The organism is Streptomyces sp. NPDC028928 (assembly GCF_055564915.1).
On record NZ_JBVHVI010000009.1, the window covers coordinates 155,804 to 173,083 of the forward strand.

The following is a 17,280-nucleotide window of genomic DNA, read 5'->3' on the forward strand; positions in this document are numbered from 1 at the left end:
TGCGCTGATCAAGCATTGGGGCGCTCACCAGCGGCCCCTAGGGTCCTGGGTATGACCGATGACCGCGTACAGAGTTTCCTGATCGGCGACGTCGAGGTGCTCCGCATCGTCGAGTGGCAGGGGCCGTACGTGCCCGCCGCCGACCTGGTGCCGGAGTGCGGGCGGGAGGTGTGGGACGCCCATGCCGCGCAGCTCGTCCCCGAGCACCGGGAGGCGGACGGGGACCGGGCCGTGGTGGCGCTCCAGACCTGGGTGCTGCGGACCGGCGGACGGACGGTGCTGGTCGACACCGGTGTCGGCAACGGCCGCGAGCGCCCCGGGAATCCGCTCTTCCACCGGCGTCAGGGCGACTTCCTGGACCGGCTGGAACGGGCCGGCGTCCGGCCGGAGGACGTCGACGTCGTGATCAACACCCATCTGCACGCCGACCACGTCGGCTGGAACACCCGGGACGCCGGCGGCGAGTGGGTGCCCGCCTTCCCGCACGCCCGCTATCTCCTCCCGGCCGCCGACGACCACCACTTCGGCCCGGCGGGCGGCTACGCGGGCGGCACGCGCCCGGTGGACCGGCTGGTCTACGAGGACAGCGTCGCGCCCGTGCACCGGGCCGGGCAGGCGGTGCTGTGGGAGGACACGTACCGGATCGACGCGCACCTCGTGCTGGAGGCCGCGCCCGGGCACACTCCGGGCTCCGCCGTCCTGCGCGTGGAGTCCGGCGGCGAACGGGCGGTGTTCGTCGGCGACCTGCTGCACAGCCCGGTGCAGATCCTGCGGCCCGAGTGCAGCAGCTGTTTCTGCCTCGACCCGGCGCAGGCCGCCCGGACCCGGCGCGGGGTGCTGGAACGGGCCGCCGAGGAGCGGGCGTTGGTGGTGCCGGCCCACTTCGGCGGGGCCGGTGCGGTGGAGGTGCGCGGGGCACCGCACGGTTTCAGCCTGCACCGGTGGGCCGCCGCTGCTCTTCGTTAGCGGCTCGCTTCGACAAGGGCGCGGTGCGCACGGTACTCATGGGACATGACCGAAGACGGCGAACACCCGCCCGACGCACGTCTGATCGGCGGCCGGTACCGGCTGGCCGGGCGCCTCGGGTCCGGGCCGGCCGGGACCGTGTGGCGCGCCCGGGACGAGCAGGGGGAGGGACTGGTCGCCGTCAAGGAGCCGCTGCTGCCCGGCGATCCGGCCGACGACGAGGAGAGCCGGCGCATCGCGCACCGGCTGCACCACGAGGCCCGGGCCGCCACCCGGGTGCGGCACCCCTCGGCGGTGACGGTGTACGACGTCGTCACCGAGGCCGGCCTGCCCTGGATCGTGATGGAGCTGGTGCCCGGCGAGTCCCTGCGCGAGGTGCTGCGGCGCGGTCCGCTCCCGGCGGCCGAGGCCGCGCGCATCGGACTCGCGGTGCTCGGCGCGCTGCGCGCCGCCCACGCCGTCGGCATCGTGCACCGGGACGTCAAGCCGGCCAACGTCCTGCTGGAGTCCGGTACCGGGCGGGTCGTCCTCACCGACTTCGGCATCGGCGACGGGCACGCGGAGGACGCGCCGGCCGGCTTCGTCGCTCCGGAGGTGGCGGCGGGGCCCGGCGCGGGCCCGGCCTGCGATCTGTGGTCCCTGGGCGCGCTGCTGCGTGCCGCCGTGGGGGACGCCGATCCCGGTTCGCTGGGTTCGCTGGGGCCCCTGCTGGACCGGCTCCAGGCCGACGATCCGGCGGCGCGGCCGGACGCGGCGGAGGCCGAGGCCGTGCTCCGGGACCACCTGGGGCTCACCGCCGTACCGGAACCGGCGCGCGAGCCCGGCCCCCCGGCCGCCGACCCGGGACCTGTGCCCGCGCCCGGCCCGCCGGCCGCCGACCCGCTCCCCGCGTCCGGGTCCCCGGCCGCCGACCCGCTCCCCGAGCCCGCGCCGGCACCCCGCCGCACCCCTCTCACCGCCCTCGGCCTGCTCCTCGCCCGGAAGACCGAGGCCGACTGATCGCCCCTTCCCGCGTCTCCCTCCCCGCGTCGCTCTCAACGCCCTGATCAGCGCATTCGCTGCCAGTGATCACTGGCAGTGTGTGAGCGGTCCGTGAATCCCCGTTACCGACGGGTACACAAAGGCTCCGCCGCGGCATACCCTGCGCGTCATGACGGACACGCAGGCCCCGGACATCGCCGGTACCAACCCGCTCGCGCCCGCCCCGGAAGGCGCCCGCACCGCCGCCGACGTGGTCACCCCGGAGTTGGTGGCCCAGCTCACCAAGGGCATCGTCGGCTCCGGCCGCACCGCCAACCACACCCCGTTCACCGGCGAGAAACTGGCCGACCTGCCCGAGTCCACCCCGGAGGACGTCGGCAAGGCCTTCGAGGCGGCCCGCGCCGCCCAGACCGTGTGGGAGAGGACCCCGGTCCGGCAACGCGCCGCCGTCCTGCTCCGCTTCCACGACCTGGTGCTCCAGCGGCAGGCCGAGGTCCTGGACCTGATCCAGCTGGAGACCGGCAAGGCCCGCCTGCACGCGCACGAGGAGGTGCAGGCCGTCGCCGTCGCGGCCCGCCACTACGGCCGCCGGGCCGCCGCGTACCTGAGGGCCAAGCGGCACGCGGGCGCCATGCCGACCCTGACGAAGGTCACCGAACTCCGCCACCCGCGCGGGGTCGTGGGCCAGATCGCCCCCTGGAACTACCCGCTGGAGCTGTCCGTCGGCGACGCCCTGCCCGCTTTCGTCGCCGGCAACGCCGTCGTGATGAAGCCGGACACGGAGACCTGCCTCACCGCGCTGTGGGCCCGTGACCTGCTCATCGAGGCGGGGCTGCCCGAGGGCGTCTTCCAGGTCGTGCTCGGCGAGGGACCGGTCGTCGGCCCGGAGCTGGTCAAGCACGCCGACTACGTCTCCTTCACCGGCTCCACCCGCACCGGCCGCGAGGTCGCCGTCGGCGCCGCCTCCCGCCTGGTCGGCGTGTCCCTCGAACTCGGCGGCAAGAACGCCATGCTGGTCCTCGACGACGCCGACATCGAGAAGGCCGCCGCCGGCGCCGTACGCGCCTGCTTCTCCTCCGCCGGCCAGCTCTGCATCTCCATCGAGCGGCTCTACGTCCACGAGTCCGTCGCCGACGCCTTCCTGGAGCGCTTCGCCGCCCGCACCAGGGCCATGCGCCTCGGCAACTCCCTCGCCTACGGTGCCGACATGGGCTCGCTGGTCGGCGAACGCCAGCTGACGACCGTGCGGCGGCATGTCGAGGAGGCCGTCGCCAAGGGCGCGAAGGTGATCGCGGGCGGGGTCGCCCGGCCGGACATCGGCCCCTACTTCTTCGAGCCGACCATCCTGGACGGCGTCGAGTCGTCCATGTCCGTGTGCGAGGAGGAGACCTTCGGCCCGGTCGTGTCCGTCTACCGCTTCCAGAGCGACGACGAGGCGATCGAGCGCGCCAACGCCACGCCGTACGGCCTGAACTCCTCCGTCTGGACGACGAACGCCCGCCGCGGCCGGGACGTCGCCGCCCGCCTGCGCACCGGCACCGTCAACGTCAACGAGGGCTACGCCCCCGCCTACGGCAGCGTCCAGTCCCCGATGGGCGGCATGAAGGACTCCGGCCTCGGCCGCCGTCACGGCTCCGAGGGCATCCTCAAGTACACCGAGGCCCAGACGGTGGCCCAGCAGCGGCTGCTGCCGATGGCGCCGTCGCTGGGGATGACGGACGAGGCGTACGCCCGCTTCATGAGCACGAGTCTGCGCCTGATGAAGGCTTTCCGGTTCAGGTGATGCGCCCTGAAAGGGCGCGGGGAACCGCGCGACCAGCCACAGACGGCCCGCACGCGAAACTCGACGAGGAGACACCCGTGCCGCAAGACGCCTACGACTACGACGTCCTGATCGTCGGCTCCGGCTTCGGCGGCTCGGTGTCCGCCCTGCGCCTGACCGAGAAGGGATACCGGGTCGGTGTGCTCGAAGCCGGCCGCCGCTTCACCCGCTCGTCGCTGCCCAGGAACTCCTGGGACCTGAAGAACTACCTCTGGGCCCCGAAACTCGGCATGTTCGGCATCCAGCGCATCCACCTGCTGGGCAACGTCATGGTGCTGGCCGGCGCGGGCGTCGGCGGCGGCTCGCTCAACTACGCCAACACCCTCTACGTACCGCCGAAGGCGTTCTTCGACGACCCCCAGTGGCGCCACATCACCGACTGGCAGGAGGAGTTGAAGCCGTACTACGACCAGGCCCAGCGCATGCTCGGCGTCCGGCTCAACCCCACCATGACCCCCTCCGACGTCCACCTGAAGGCGGCGGCCCAGCGGATGGGCGTCGGCGACACCTTCCACCTGGCCCCGGTCGGCGTCTTCTTCGGCGACGGCAAGGACGCCCACGGGAAGACGAAGGCACGGCCGGGCGAGCAGGTGAACGACCCGTACTTCGGCGGGGCCGGACCCGACCGCAAGGCCTGCACCGAGTGCGGCGAGTGCATGACCGGCTGCCGGCACGGCGCGAAGAACACCCTCAACGAGAACTACCTGTACCTCGCCGAGAAGGCGGGTGCCGTCGTCCACCCCATGACGACCGTCGTGTCCGTCACCGACGACTCGCGCGGCGGCTACGCGGTGGCGACCCTGCCGACGGACCGGAAGAGGAAGGGCGAGGGCCGGCTCTTCACCGCCCGCCGGGTGGTCCTCGCGGCCGGCACCTACGGCACCCAGACCCTGCTGCACCGCATGAAGGCCGGCGGCCAGCTGCCGTACCTGTCCGCCCGGCTCGGCGACCTGACCCGCACCAACTCCGAGGCGCTGGTCGGCGCGCAGACCGACAACCGCCGCTACCGCAGGGCGACCGGCGCGCCGAAGGCCGACTTCACGCAGGGCGTCGCCATCACGTCCTCGATCCACCCCGACGAGAACACCCACATCGAGCCGGTCCGCTACGGCAAGGGCTCCAACGCGATGGGCGGCCTGTCCATCCTCCAGGTGCCCTACGCCGAGGGCTCCTCGCGCGTCCTCGCCTGGCTGGCGAACGCGGCCCGGCACCCGGTGCTGGTCGCCCGCTCGCTGTCCAACCGGCGCTGGTCGGAGCGGACCATCATCGGCCTGGTCATGCAGTCCCTGGACAACTCGCTGACCACCTGTCTGAAGCCCGGCGGCGTCGGCAAGGGCCTGCTGACCGCGCGGCAGGGACACGGGGCCCCGAACCCCAAGCAGATCAAGGCCGCCACCGAGGCCGCCTCCGCGCTCGCCGCCGAGATCAACGGCTTCGCCGGCAGCAACGTCGGCGAGCTGATGGGCACCCCGCTCACCGCGCACTTCCTCGGCGGCTGCCCCATCGGCGACTCCCCGGAGACCGGCGTGATCGACCCGTACCACCGGCTCTACGGCCATCCCGGCATCTCGGTCGTGGACGGCGCCGCGGTCTCGGCGAACCTGGGCGTGAACCCCTCGCTGACGATCACCGCGCAGGCCGAGCGGGCGATGTCGTTCTGGCCGAACAAGGGCGAGGAGGACCCGCGGCCGGCGCCGGGAGCGGCGTACGAGCGGCTGAAGCCCGTCGAGCCCCAGGCCCCGGCCGTCCCGGCGGACGCGTTCGGCGCGCTGCGGCTGCCGTTCCTGGGGATGCCGGCGGTACCGCCGAAGAAGTGACCGGAACGGCAGAGAGGGACCTGCCTCCCCCTCCGAAGGCAGGTCCCTCTCACCGTTTCTTGATCCGGCAGGTTTGATCAGCGAAAAGCGTGAAGGGTTGCTCCGGATGCCCGGGATTCTCGTGTGAGGCGAGTCACATCGGGGGCGAGTCGCATCGGGGGCGAGTCGCATCGGAGGCGCGTCGACGAGGGGGCCGCGGGCCGCGGGCATGACGAAGGGCCCCGCGGGGCGGAGAGGCCGCGGGGCCCTTCTCTCGGTCAGCACCGGCGTCAGGGCAGCGCCGGTGCCCGGGAGCGGCGCCGGGGGATTGCGCCGCTTGTTCGTGTGCCCTGTGGCCTGTCTGCAGTTTTCCGCCGGCCGGCCCCGGGCGTCCCCGGAGCCGGCCGTTCTCTTGGGTGACCGGGCTGCTGTCCCCTGCCGTCCGGTCACTTCCTGGAGCGAGGTCCCACGGCGTACGGCACGACCCGTACGCCTCATCGCTCCAGCGAGCCACGCGTGGTTCTCTCGGGCCCGCCCCTGGCTGGCACGGACACCCCCCTCAACGAAGCGGTGCGCGGGCCGGTCACGGCGCCGTACGGGTGAGAGCGGGACCGAACTCAGATACGACCCCGGCTCAGCTCCAGCAGGCTCATGGCCAGGGCGGTGCCGGGCTTGCCGAGGGCGTCCCGGTAGCGGGCGAGGATCTCCATCTCACGGGAGAGGTGCACCCGGCGCCCGCCGGAGGCGATCCGGGTCTGCTGGACGACGGCGGAGACGGCCATCCGCTCCTGGATGAGACCGATGATCCGGTCGTCGAGCGCGTCGATGCGCTCACGGGCGCCGGCGATGACCGCTTCCGGCGCGGTGCCGGGGGCGGTCTCCTGTGCGGTCTTGGGTGCGGTGGTGGTCATGTGGGGCTCCTCGGGGTGATGAGTGCCCCGGAACGGCACGGCCCGGAAAACGACAGGCGCCCCGGGCCTTGTCGGCCCGGGGCGCCTGGGAAGTCGCTTGGCGGTTCGCTCAAGCAGCACGACCATGGCAGCCGGCGGGCCGGGTGCCATAGGTAAAGACGAAGATCGAGTGCTGGAGCATGGGCTCAGTATGCCACGGCGGCTTCCCTCGGAGGTGTCCCGCCCACCCCGTAGAATCGGAAGCACAGACCCCCGCCCGATCCGCCGGAAGGCAAGGCACCCCGTGTCATCAGCGACCCAGTCTGCCGCCACCCCCGACACCGTCCTGGTCGTCGACTTCGGCGCGCAGTACGCCCAGCTCATCGCCCGTCGCGTCCGCGAGGCGCGGGTCTACAGCGAGATCGTGCCCAGCACCATGCCGGTCGCCGACATGCTCGCCAAGAAGCCCGCGGCGATCATCCTCTCCGGCGGCCCCTCGTCCGTGTACGAGGAGGGCGCCCCCACCCTCGACCGTGCGATCTTCGAGGCCGGCGTCCCCGTCTTCGGCATGTGCTACGGCTTCCAGCTCATGGCGCAGAGCCTCGGCGGCACCGTCGACAACACCGGCGCCCGCGAGTACGGCCGCACCGATCTGCACGTCTCCAGGAACTCCTCCACCCTCTTCGAGGGCACCCCGGACGAGCAGCACGTGTGGATGTCGCACGGCGACGCCTGCTCCGCCGCTCCCGAGGGCTTCACGGTGACCGCGTCCACGGACGTCGTCCCGGTCGCCGCCTTCGAGAACGACGACAAGAAGCTCTACGGCGTCCAGTACCACCCCGAGGTCATGCACTCCACGCACGGCCAGCAGGTGCTGGAGCACTTCCTCTACCGCGGTGCCGGCCTCAAGCCGAACTGGACCACCGGCAACGTGATCGAGGAGCAGGTCGAGGCCATCCGCGAGCTGGTCGGCGACAAGCGCGCGATCTGCGGCCTGTCCGGCGGCGTGGACTCCGCCGTGGCCGCCGCCCTCGTCCAGAAGGCCATCGGCTCCCAGCTGACCTGCGTGTACGTCGACCACGGCCTGATGCGCAAGGGCGAGACCGAGCAGGTCGAGAAGGACTTCGTCGCGGCCACCGGCGTCCAGCTGAAGGTCGTCGACGCCGAGGAGCGCTTCCTCAAGGCGCTGGCCGGGGTCACCGACCCCGAGGAGAAGCGCAAAATCATCGGCCGGGAGTTCATCCGCGTCTTCGAACAGGCGCAGGCCGAGATCATCGCCGACGAGGGCCCGGCCGTCGAGTTCCTGGTCCAGGGCACCCTCTACCCGGACGTGGTCGAGTCCGGCGGCGGCACCGGTACCGCGAACATCAAGTCGCACCACAACGTCGGCGGTCTGCCCGAGGACCTCGAGTTCAAGCTGATCGAGCCGCTGCGCAAGCTGTTCAAGGACGAGGTCCGGATGGTCGGCCAGGAGCTGGGCCTGCCCGAGGAGATCGTCCAGCGCCAGCCCTTCCCCGGCCCCGGCCTGGGCATCCGTATCGTCGGCGAGGTCACCAAGGAGCGGCTGGACCTGCTCCGCGAGGCCGACGCCATCGCCCGCGAGGAGCTGACCGCGGCCGGTCTGGACCGCGACATCTGGCAGTGCCCGGTGGTCCTGCTCGCCGATGTCCGCAGTGTGGGCGTCCAGGGCGACGGCCGCACCTACGGCCACCCGATCGTCCTGCGCCCGGTCTCCTCCGAGGACGCGATGACGGCCGACTGGTCGCGCCTGCCGTACGACGTGCTGGGGAGGATCTCCACCCGCATCACCAACGAGGTCCGTGACGTCAACCGGGTCGTCCTCGACGTGACGAGCAAGCCCCCGGGCACGATCGAGTGGGAGTAGTCCTCCCGCGTGTGAAGGTCACGTCCGCTTGAGAGCGCGCACCGGCTCTCCGGGCCTCCAGACCTGGGTGACCAGATACGTGTCATCCTCGACGTAGGTCCGTACGACCTCCGTCAGCTCGGTGCGGAAGAGGTGGAACGGCTGCGGCGGTTCCACCTCTTTCACGTACGCGGCCCTGGCCTCGCCGTCCTCGACCTCGTACGCCCGTCCGCCGATCCGGACGTCGCCACCGCCCATGCCCGTGCCGTCGCCGGGATTGGCCTGGAGCGTGAAACGCGGGTCGCGGCGCAGGTCGAGGGCCTTGCGGGAGTGCGGCATCATGCCGAGCCACAGCTCCCCGCCCAGGAAGCGGACCTCGATCCCGCAGGTGCGGGGCGAGCCGTCCTTGCGGAGGGTCGCGAGGACGTGGTGCCGGTAGGCGCCGAAGCGCTCTTCCGCGGTCTTCGCCAGTTCGGGCGCGGCGGTGCCGAAGGCCGCCCAGTTCACAGGGGTCATGAGGATCACTCTCCCCGGGAATCCCGACATCTTCTGTCGGGTATGCGCAGTGCACGGCATCTTTACAGCACGGCTCTGCCTTTTTCCGCTGCCCGACGGTACCTTCCGGCCGTACCGCAATCCCCGTACGGGAGGATCTATGCACGGGCCCAACCCGCCCCTGCCGCTGCCCACCGACCGGCTGCGGTTCGCCATGCCGCCGATGCACGAGTCGGTCGAGGACGAGCGCCGGCACCGCAAGGAGCGGCTCGCGGGCGCCCTGCGGATCTTCGGGCGGGCCGGCTTCGAGGACGGGGTGTCGGGACACATCACGGCCCGGGACCCGGAGTTCAGCGACTGCTTCTGGGTCAACCCGTTCGGCATGCCGTTCAAGCACGTCACCGTCGGCGACCTGGTCCTCGTCAACCAGGACGGGCAGGTCGTCGAGGGCCGCTACCACGTCAACCAGGCCGCGTTCACCGTGCACGCCCAGGTGCACGCCGCCCGGCCCGACGTGGTCGCCGTCGCCCACTGCCACTCCGTGCACGGCCGCGCCCTCGCCGCCCTCGGCGACCTCATCGACCCCATCACGCAGGAGAGCTGCGCCTTCTACGAGGACCTCGCCCTCTACGACGCCTACACCGGCGTCACCGTGGACGCCGAGGAGGGCCGCCGGATCGCCGCCGCGCTGGGCTCCCGCAAGGCGCTGGTGCTGCGCAACCACGGGCTGCTCACCGTCGGCGACTCGGTGGACGCGGCGGCCTGGTGGTTTCTCTCCCTGGACCGGTCCTGCCAGGTGCAGCTGCTGGCGAAGGCGGCGGGCCGCCCGGTCCTGATCGACCACAAACTCGCCGTCGCCACCCGCGAGCAACTCGGCGGCGACCTGGTGGCCTGGATCAACTACCAGCCGCTGTGGCAGGACATCAGCCGCAGCGAACCGGACCTGCTCAGCTGACCCCCCCGCCGCCGCCCCGGCCGGCCGCCCCGGCCCGCCGGACCGGGTCGGCGGACCGGGTCGGCGGACCGGGCCGGCGGTACGGAGATCCGCGCGGCCGCGTCAACACGGCGGTCCCCGCTTCACCCCCGGTGACCCCGTCCGGCCGCCCCGAAGGGCCCGACGTAGGGCACAATTCGCTGGCAGCACAGGGGAGTTGCCCGGCCGTCGTGCGCACCGCGGTGCCGACGGCCGGATCGGCAGGTCGTGGGTCGTGGGTCGTGGGGAAGGCGGGCGTCGGGCGTGGCGGTGCAGGAGGCGAGAAGGGACACGGGTTCCGAGGGCGTCCACCAGGGCGGCTGCACCTGCGGGGACTGCCCGCACGGCGCCCGGGAGGGACACCGGCGGGCCGTCGCCGCGTTCCTGCGCCGGCGCGACGAGTTCGCCGCCGGCCGAGGGCTGCCGACGGCCGTGGCGCACTCCGCCTCGGCGTCCCGCCAGTGGGTCTCCGAGGAACTGACCCAGCGGGCCGAGGCCGTCGCCGAACAGGGGCGGGCCGAGGGCGCGGCCTGGCTCGCCCGGCTCTGGCTGCGGACGGTGTGCGCCGTGTGGGGCGCGGTCACCGCACTGCTGCTCACCGAGGCGCTCACCGCGATCGGCGCGGGCTGGACGGGCGCCCGCACCGCGGCCCTGCTCGCCGCGCTGGCCGTCGCCGGTGCCCTCACCGCCGCCTGCTTCCTCCACCGGGCGCGCGGCGGAGCGCTCGCACCGGTCATCGGCGAGGACAACCGCATGTCCACCTCCCGTACCGTCGCCGCCTGCTGGGTGCTGTTCGTCGGGTACGCCGTCCTGCTGCTGGCCGCCCGCCTCGCCGCCGCCTCCGGCCACGCCGAACGCGACGCGCTGATCTCCGGCCTCGATCTCGCGCGCGGCGCGGGCGTGGTCACCGTCCTCGCCGTGGTATGCGGTATCGCCGTCCTGGTCCGCCGGGTGGTGGGCCTGCGCGTCCTCGCCCAGCGGCTGCAGAAGATCCCGGCCCACCGCCCGCGCGCCGCCGACCTGCTCACCGACGACTCCGGCCGGGGCGCCTTCGCCGACATCCAGTACGTCGCCATCAGCGCCGTCGCCCTGCTGTTCGCCGCCGTCCGGCTGGCCCGCCGTCCCGACCGACTGCCCGACCTGCCCTGGGGCCTGGCCGTGGTCGTGCTGATCTCGGCCGCGACCTACCTGGCCGGCAAGTACGCCGAGGGCGGCCGGCCGGTGATCCTCTCGGTGGTCCGTGCCCGCGAACCCGGCGACCTGGACGGCCCGATCCGCACCGGTGACGACATCGAGATCCGCGGCAGCGGCTTCGTCCCGCCCGGCGCCCAGACCGCCGACCGGCTCTCCCGCACGGTCGTCCGCATCGGCGCGGTGGACGTCCACGTCCCCCTGGTCCCCGTCACCGGCGGCTTCCGCAACCCCACGGACAACACCCTGACCGTCCCCGTACCGGCCGAGGTGGAGCCGGGCGCGGTCGAGGTCCAGGTGGTGACCGCGGCCGGCGTGGCGACCAACCGGTGCATCGTCCAGGTGACGGAGTGAGCGACCGGGTGACGGGGTGAGCGACCGGTGACGGGGTGAGCGACCGGGTGACGGGGTGAGCGACCGGGTGCCGGAGGAGCGGTCGGGGAGACGGTCCCTTCCTCACCTACGATGAGCCGCCTGCCGCCCGCCGCTCGCGTCAGGTGGCGAAATCCGGAGAATCATCCGGAGAGGATTGAACCTGTCCCCTTCGTCATACGTATGGTCAATCGAGGGGGCACGGCGGGCGAGAGGCGGCTGCAGCGATGACTCACGGCATGCGGACGGAGACACACATCACCGGGCTGAGCAGCCCCCGCACCTGGCGGGACACCGCCGCCCACTACGCCCTGCTGCCGCTGCGCCTCTTCCTGGGCGTCACCTTCGTCTACGCCGGCCTGGACAAGCTCACCGACAGCGCGTTCATGCAGTCCGGCGGCACCGGTTCGATCGGCGAGACCATGCGCGCGGCCCGCGACTCCGCCGCCATCCCGGCCCTGGTCGACCTGGCCCTGAAGAGCCCGGTCGGCTTCGGCTACGGCATCGCCCTCGGTGAACTGGCCGTCGGCCTCGGCACCCTGCTCGGGCTGCTCGGCCGGCTGGCCGCCCTCGGCGGCGCGCTGATCTCGCTCAGCCTCTGGCTGACGATGAGCTGGGCGACCACCCCCTACTACTACGGCAACGACCTCGCCTACCTGATGGCCTGGCTCCCCCTGGTCCTCGCCGGCGCCCCCTACCTCTCCGTGGACGCGGCCTGGCGGTCCCGGCGCCGGGCCGGCGGCTACCGCTGACCGCCCTCCGCACCGCCCCGTCTGCGTATCCCCCGGGCCAGCGCGGCCGTGGCCCCGGCCAGACAGAGCCCGCCCACGACCAGCGGCACCGCCACGAACCACGGGGTGTCCCACAGACCGCCCGCGTCCCCCGCGTAGACCGCAGCGGTGGCGGTGAGGAAGAGCCCGGCGACCAGCTTCCCGGGCTGGAACTCATGACGCAGCACGGCTGACCTCCACCTGTCCCACTCCGACGCCGAGCGTGAGATCGAGCGTGCCGGCCCTCCCGGCGCCCTCGGCCGGCGCCAGCGTCACCTCCTGGTGCCTGCCCGGCCGCACATCCACGTCCTTTCCGCTGTCCCCGGGCAACCGGATGTCGCCCACCCCCACATCGATGCTCATCCGCACCCTCGCGTCCGCCGGCACGACCACCTTCAGCTCTCCCGCGCCCACCCGGACGTCCGTCGGGACCGTCTGCCCCCTCGCCGGGTGCACCCGGGTCAGATCGAGGGTGCCCCGACCTGTGCCGAGGTCGTACGCGGACCGCACCTGGGCCGCCGCGGCCGGCTTCCAGGACGTCTCCCGCCAGTCGGTGGTGATGTCCCGGGGCAGGGCCGCCGCCCCGGCCAGCAGCGCCGCGGTGAGCAGGGCCAGGAACACCGTCCCGGCTCCGGTCCGGCCCAGGACCGCGCTGAGCGTGATGCCCAGCCCGAACACCGCCAGCGCGCACGCCAGACCGGTCTGCAGGCTGGTGCCCAGCGGCTGCGTGTGCCAGCCGGTCCCCGCGCCCAGGCCGCCCGCCAGCAGGGCTATGAGGAACACCCAGCCGCCGATCCAGCGCGGGCCGCGCGGTCTCGGGGGCGCGGCGTGCGGCGGCTGTGTCCACCCGTGGTGCGTCCACGGGGTGGCGATGCCGACGTCCACGACCGAGGTCAGGTCCCGCTCGCGGGCATCGCCCGGCCCCCACAGATAGCCGGTCCCGCCGACATGGGTGCCGTCCTTGACGATCGGGTCCCGCCACCACGAGGGGTAGGTGGTGACCACCGGCGGAGCCTGGGCCTCCGGCGGGGCGTCGGCGGCGGCCTGCGCGGCCAGCGGATCCGGGTCGGGGGCGCCACGGCGCCGCGACCAGTACCCCGCGCCCGCGAGCAGCAGCGAGAGCACCGTGGCGAACGCCAGCACCCCGCCGTTCTTCAGCATGGTCAGGAAGATCCCGCAGCCGACCAGCGCGAACAGCACGGCGGCCAGCGCCTGGCCGTCGACCCGGCCCGTGAAGAGCTTGCGCAGCTCGTTCTCCTCCTCGTCCCCGTACGGCACCAGGAGCCAGGCGAAGCCGTAGAAGATGAGGCCCAGGCCGCCGGTCGCGGACAGCACGGCCAGCGTGATCCGGAAGATCACCGGGTCCATGTCGGTCTGCCGGCCCAGTCCCGCGCACACGCCCGCGATCATCTTGTGTCCGCGGTCGCGCCGGAACCGGTCGGAAACCCCGGCGCCCTCCTGCTGCCCGGGCTCGTCGGTGGGGGAGTGCGTGCCGGTGCCGGCCGCTCCCGTCTCCTCCGTCGCGGCGGGCGCGGCATCCGTCGGCCCGGTGCCCGGGGCCGGGCGCGGGCCGGGGCCGGGTCCCGGACCCGTCGCGGCGTGCTCGTGATCCGTCATGCGTCCATGGTGACGGCCCGGCCGCCGCCGCGGCAGTCGGGACGACCCTGGGCCGACCCTGAAATCGGCCCTGAGACGGGGCGGGGAAGCGTTCGACCGGCACGGACCGCCGCGGAACACCGGCCGGCCCGCCCACCCGCAAGCGGCCCCGGCGGAAGATCAGGGGCGTCTCGGGGACCGACCCTGATGCTCCGTCCGCCCTGCCGTGTGACCATCGTTGGCATGCCGGAAGCCGCAAGCCTGCCACTCGACGACCCGCGGCCGCCGCGCAAGCTCTACCGCAGCAGCGACGGACGCTGGCTCGGCGGAGTGGCGCGGGGCCTCGCCGGGCATCTCGGGCTGCCCGTCGTCTGGGTGCGGCTCGTCTTCGCCGGCCTGTTCATGGCCGACGGACTCGGAGCGCTGCTGTACGCCGCGTTCTGGTTCTTCGTCCCGCTCGGCGTCGGCGGCGTCGGCGGCCAGAAGCCCTCGCTGGTGGGCACGGAGACCTCTCCGGACGGCCGCCGCAGACTGGTGGCGCGCAAGCCGGACCGGGGCCAGATCGTCGCCCTGCTCCTCATGGTCATCGTGTCCATGGTGTTCGTGGGCAGCGTCAACCTGGGCAGCGCGGCCAAGGCGTATCTGGTGCCCGCCGTGCTCGTCGCGGCCGGTGTCGCCCTCGTCTGGCGGCAGGCGGACAACGCCCGCCGGGCCCGCTGGGTCGAGGCCGGCCGCCGGCGCCGCACCCTCACCCTGCTCCGCGCGGCCGGCGGCGTCCTGCTCGTCACGGCCGGTGTGACCGCCATCTTCGTCCTCCAGGGCTCCGCAGCCCACCTGGGCGCGGTCCTGCAGGCCGCGCTCGCCGTCCTCGTCGGCATCACCCTGCTCGCCGGCCCCTACCTGGTCCGCATGACCCAGGACCTGTCCGAGGAGCGGCTGATGCGCATCCGCGCCCAGGAGCGCGCCGAGGTCGCCGCCCATGTCCACGACTCCGTGCTGCACACCCTCACCCTGATCCAGCGCAACGCGGACAACGCCGGAGAGGTGCGCCGCCTCGCCCGCGCCCAGGAACGCGACCTGCGCACCTGGCTCTACAAGCCGGAGGGCACCGGCAAGGACGAGGCCGACGAGCCGGACACGGTCGCCGAGGCGGTGCGGCGCAACGCCGCCGAGGTGGAGGACAAGCACGGCGTACCCATCGAGGTCGTGATCGTCGGTGACTGCCCGCTCGACGAGAAGACCAGCGCGCAGATGCAGGCCGCGCGCGAGGCGATGGTGAACGCCGCCAAGTACGGTGGCGAGGGCGGTGCCGTACAGGTCTACGCCGAAGTCGAGGGGAAGACGGTCTTCGTGTCCGTGCGGGACCGCGGCCCCGGCTTCGACCTCGACGCGATACCCGCCGACCGCATGGGTGTCAGAGAATCGATCATCGGCCGCATGGAGCGCAACGGCGGCACGGCCCGGCTGCGGGCGGTGCCGGGCGGCGGCACCGAGGTCGAGCTGGAGATGGAGAGGGCGGAGAAGACGTCATGAGCGACGCGACCGAGGCGAACGGCACGGCGGGAGCGGCGGAGGCGGCGGAGTCCGGCCGGCCCGACGGCGGCGCGGGCGGGCGGCACGTACGGGTGGTGCTCGTGGACGACCACCGGATGTTCCGCACCGGCGTCCAGGCCGAGATCGGCCAGACCGCCGAGACCGGGGTCGAGGTGGTCGGCGAGGCCGCGGACGTCGACCAGGCGGTCACGGTCATCACCGCCACCCGGCCCGAGGTGGTCCTGCTCGACGTCCATCTGCCGGGCGGCGGCGGGGTCGAAGTGCTGCGCCGGTGCGCGGCGTTGATGACGGACCCCGAGCAGCCGGTCCGTTTCCTCGCGCTGTCCGTGTCGGACGCGGCGGAGGACGTGATCGGGGTGATCCGCGGCGGCGCCCGGGGCTATGTCACCAAGACCATCACCGGCACCGACCTGATCGACTCGATCTTCCGCGTCCAGGAGGGCGACGCCGTCTTCTCCCCGCGGCTGGCCGGGTTCGTCCTGGACGCCTTCGCCTCCACCGACGCCCCGCCGGTGGACGAGGATCTGGACCGTCTCACCCAGCGGGAGCGCGAGGTGCTGCGGCTGATCGCCCGTGGCTATGCCTACAAGGAGATCGCCAAGCAGCTGTACATCTCGGTGAAGACGGTCGAGTCCCATGTCTCGGCGGTGCTGCGCAAGCTCCAGCTGTCCAACCGGCACGAGCTGACCCGCTGGGCGACCGCACGCCGACTGGTCTGACCCCTACGGGCCCGCCCGCGCCCAGCCCGCACCGGACCCTCACGCCACCCTGGTCGCTCCCGCGAACGGCATCTGGTCGATCGGGGCCAGGCGCACCGGTGCCGAGGGGTTCGGGGCGTGGATCATCTGCCCGTTGCCCACGTAGATGCCGACGTGGCTGATCCCGGAGTAGAAGAACACCAGGTCCCCCGGCTGGAGTTCGGAGCGGGAGACCCGCCGGCCCGCGTTGATCTGGGCGTAGGTGGTGCGCGGCAGGGAGATGCCGGCGGAGCGGTAGGCGGCCTGGACCAGGCCCGAGCAGTCGAAGGCGTTCGGACCGGTCGCGCCCCACACATAGGGGCTGCCGAGCTTGCCGTAGGCGTAGGCGACGGCCGCCGCCGCGCGTGCGGTGGGCGCCGGGACGGAGCCGGCCCGTTCCAAGGGCTCCCGTGGGCCCGCGGCCGACCGGGACACGTGTGCGCCGCCCGTGCCGCCCGCACCGGTGATCTCCGTCCGCTGCCGCGGAGTCAGCCGCGTCAGCAGCCGCCGGGCCTCGTCCAGCTTGCCGGTGACGGTCTTCTTCTGCCGGTTCAGCTCCGCCTGCCGTGACCGCAGCGACTTCAGCTCGATGCGCGCGGCACCGCGCAACCGCTCGATCTCCCGCAGCTGTTGGCGCACCCGCGAGACCGCGGCGGCCTGCCGGTCACCGGCGCGCTCGGCGAACGCGGCACCGTCCAGGTACCGGTCCGGGTCGCTGGAGAGGGCCAGTTGCCAGGCCGGGTCGATGCCGCCGTCCCGGTACTGCGCCGCCGCGAAGGAACCGAGCGCCTCCCGGGCCGAGTTGAGCTTCGTCTGCCTGCGGGCGGCCTCGTCCTGGAGCGCGGTCAGCCGCTGCTGGGCCGCGTCCGCCTTCTCCTTCGTCCCGTTGTACTTCTCGGTGGCGGCCTCGGCCTCCCGGTACAACGTGTCCACCTTGGCTTTCACCTGCGTCGGCGTCAGCTGCGGCTCGGCGTGTCCCGTCCCGTCGAACGCCGTCGCGGTGGCCGCGCCCGCCAGGGCGAGCGTGGCGGCTGTCCGGGCCGTGTGGCCGCTGAGCGGGCGTTGCGGGGGCTTGCGGTGGGCTGCCACCTGGACCGTCACGTCCTTCCGTACGACTCGTACGACCGAGCGGTCAGTACGCCCCGGGGGGGGGGGGGGGGGGGGGGGGGGGGGGGGGGGGGGGGTTTTTTGGGGGGGGGGGGGGGGGGGGGGGGGGGGGGGGGGGGGGGGGGTGGGGGGAGGGGGGGAGGGGGAGGGGGGGAGGGGGGCGGGG

General features: G+C 73.3%; 15 protein-coding genes. 10 read left to right on the forward strand and 5 right to left on the reverse strand.

The features are described from left to right. The first annotated feature begins 51 nt into the window (after positions 1-51). The 4 genes from ACZ4U1_RS22595 to ACZ4U1_RS22610 all read left to right on the forward strand — a co-directional run bounded on the left by ACZ4U1_RS22595 (position 52) and on the right by ACZ4U1_RS22610 (position 5,586). Complete coding sequence (locus ACZ4U1_RS22595) at positions 52-966, forward strand: MBL fold metallo-hydrolase (protein WP_467905451.1); 915 nt, start codon at positions 52-54, stop codon at positions 964-966. Between the two features lie 45 nt (positions 967-1,011). Then, positions 1,012-1,965 (forward strand): serine/threonine-protein kinase, encoded by a 954-nt coding sequence (locus ACZ4U1_RS22600; RefSeq protein WP_467905452.1) that lies wholly within the window; start codon positions 1,012-1,014, stop codon positions 1,963-1,965. A 151-nt stretch (positions 1,966-2,116) separates the two neighbouring features. Further along, on the forward strand, positions 2,117-3,730 hold the full coding sequence (locus ACZ4U1_RS22605) for a succinic semialdehyde dehydrogenase (protein WP_467905454.1): 1,614 nt from the start codon (positions 2,117-2,119) through the stop codon (positions 3,728-3,730). A gap of 77 nt (positions 3,731-3,807) precedes the next feature. Then, positions 3,808-5,586, forward strand: a complete 1,779-nt coding sequence (locus ACZ4U1_RS22610; RefSeq protein ID WP_467905456.1) for a GMC family oxidoreductase N-terminal domain-containing protein — start codon at positions 3,808-3,810, stop codon at positions 5,584-5,586. 596 nt (positions 5,587-6,182) lie between these two features. On the opposite strand, the gene ACZ4U1_RS22615 is transcribed toward ACZ4U1_RS22610, so the two are convergent. Further along, complete coding sequence (locus ACZ4U1_RS22615) at positions 6,183-6,476, reverse strand: chorismate mutase (protein WP_467905458.1); 294 nt, start codon at positions 6,474-6,476, stop codon at positions 6,183-6,185. Between the two features lie 283 nt (positions 6,477-6,759). Here ACZ4U1_RS22615 and guaA point away from each other — a divergent pair, with 283 nt between their 5' ends. Beyond that, entirely contained in the window at positions 6,760-8,340 is a 1,581-nt protein-coding gene (guaA, locus tag ACZ4U1_RS22620) for a glutamine-hydrolyzing GMP synthase (protein WP_467905459.1), read from the forward strand. An 18-nt stretch (positions 8,341-8,358) separates the two neighbouring features. Here guaA and ACZ4U1_RS22625 read toward each other — a convergent pair whose 3' ends face one another. Next, the gene (locus ACZ4U1_RS22625; protein WP_467905460.1) at positions 8,359-8,835 is read right to left on the reverse strand and encodes a pyridoxamine 5'-phosphate oxidase family protein; all 477 of its coding nucleotides are present in this window, start codon (positions 8,833-8,835) and stop codon (positions 8,359-8,361) included. 139 nt (positions 8,836-8,974) lie between these two features. Here ACZ4U1_RS22625 and ACZ4U1_RS22630 point away from each other — a divergent pair, with 139 nt between their 5' ends. The 3 genes from ACZ4U1_RS22630 to ACZ4U1_RS22640 all read left to right on the forward strand — a co-directional run bounded on the left by ACZ4U1_RS22630 (position 8,975) and on the right by ACZ4U1_RS22640 (position 12,102). Continuing rightward, a complete protein-coding gene (locus ACZ4U1_RS22630) occupies positions 8,975-9,769 on the forward strand; it encodes a class II aldolase/adducin family protein (protein ID WP_467905461.1) in 795 nt (264 codons plus the stop codon). A 282-nt stretch (positions 9,770-10,051) separates the two neighbouring features. Next, on the forward strand, positions 10,052-11,332 hold the full coding sequence (locus tag ACZ4U1_RS22635) for a hypothetical protein (RefSeq protein WP_467905462.1): 1,281 nt from the start codon (positions 10,052-10,054) through the stop codon (positions 11,330-11,332). A 245-nt stretch (positions 11,333-11,577) separates the two neighbouring features. Beyond that, positions 11,578-12,102: a DoxX family membrane protein gene (locus ACZ4U1_RS22640; protein ID WP_467905463.1), complete on the forward strand. Its 525-nt coding sequence runs from the start codon at positions 11,578-11,580 to the stop codon at positions 12,100-12,102. Here the strand turns inward: ACZ4U1_RS22640 and ACZ4U1_RS22645 are convergent. Beyond that, on the reverse strand, positions 12,093-12,308 hold the full coding sequence (locus ACZ4U1_RS22645; protein ID WP_467905464.1) for a hypothetical protein: 216 nt from the start codon (positions 12,306-12,308) through the stop codon (positions 12,093-12,095). The two genes, ACZ4U1_RS22640 and ACZ4U1_RS22645, sit on opposite strands and share 10 nt — an antisense overlap. Next, a complete protein-coding gene (locus ACZ4U1_RS22650) occupies positions 12,295-13,737 on the reverse strand; it encodes a PspC domain-containing protein (protein ID WP_467905465.1) in 1,443 nt (480 codons plus the stop codon). Before ACZ4U1_RS22650 ends, ACZ4U1_RS22645 begins: the two co-directional genes overlap by 14 nt. Before the next feature lie 222 nt (positions 13,738-13,959). Here ACZ4U1_RS22650 and ACZ4U1_RS22655 point away from each other — a divergent pair, with 222 nt between their 5' ends. Both ACZ4U1_RS22655 and ACZ4U1_RS22660 read left to right on the forward strand, forming a co-directional pair. Beyond that, complete coding sequence (locus tag ACZ4U1_RS22655) at positions 13,960-15,249, forward strand: ATP-binding protein (RefSeq protein ID WP_467905466.1); 1,290 nt, start codon at positions 13,960-13,962, stop codon at positions 15,247-15,249. Continuing rightward, positions 15,246-15,989 carry a LuxR C-terminal-related transcriptional regulator gene (locus ACZ4U1_RS22660; protein ID WP_467905467.1) on the forward strand — a complete coding sequence of 248 codons (744 nt, stop codon included), beginning with the start codon at positions 15,246-15,248 and terminating at the stop codon, positions 15,987-15,989. Before ACZ4U1_RS22655 ends, ACZ4U1_RS22660 begins: the two co-directional genes overlap by 4 nt. Positions 15,990-16,028: 39 nt before the next feature. Here the strand turns inward: ACZ4U1_RS22660 and ACZ4U1_RS22665 are convergent, their stop codons facing one another. Further along, positions 16,029-17,096: a C40 family peptidase gene (locus ACZ4U1_RS22665; RefSeq protein ID WP_467905714.1), complete on the reverse strand. Its 1,068-nt coding sequence runs from the start codon at positions 17,094-17,096 to the stop codon at positions 16,029-16,031. Positions 17,097-17,280: the final 184 nt, after the last annotated feature.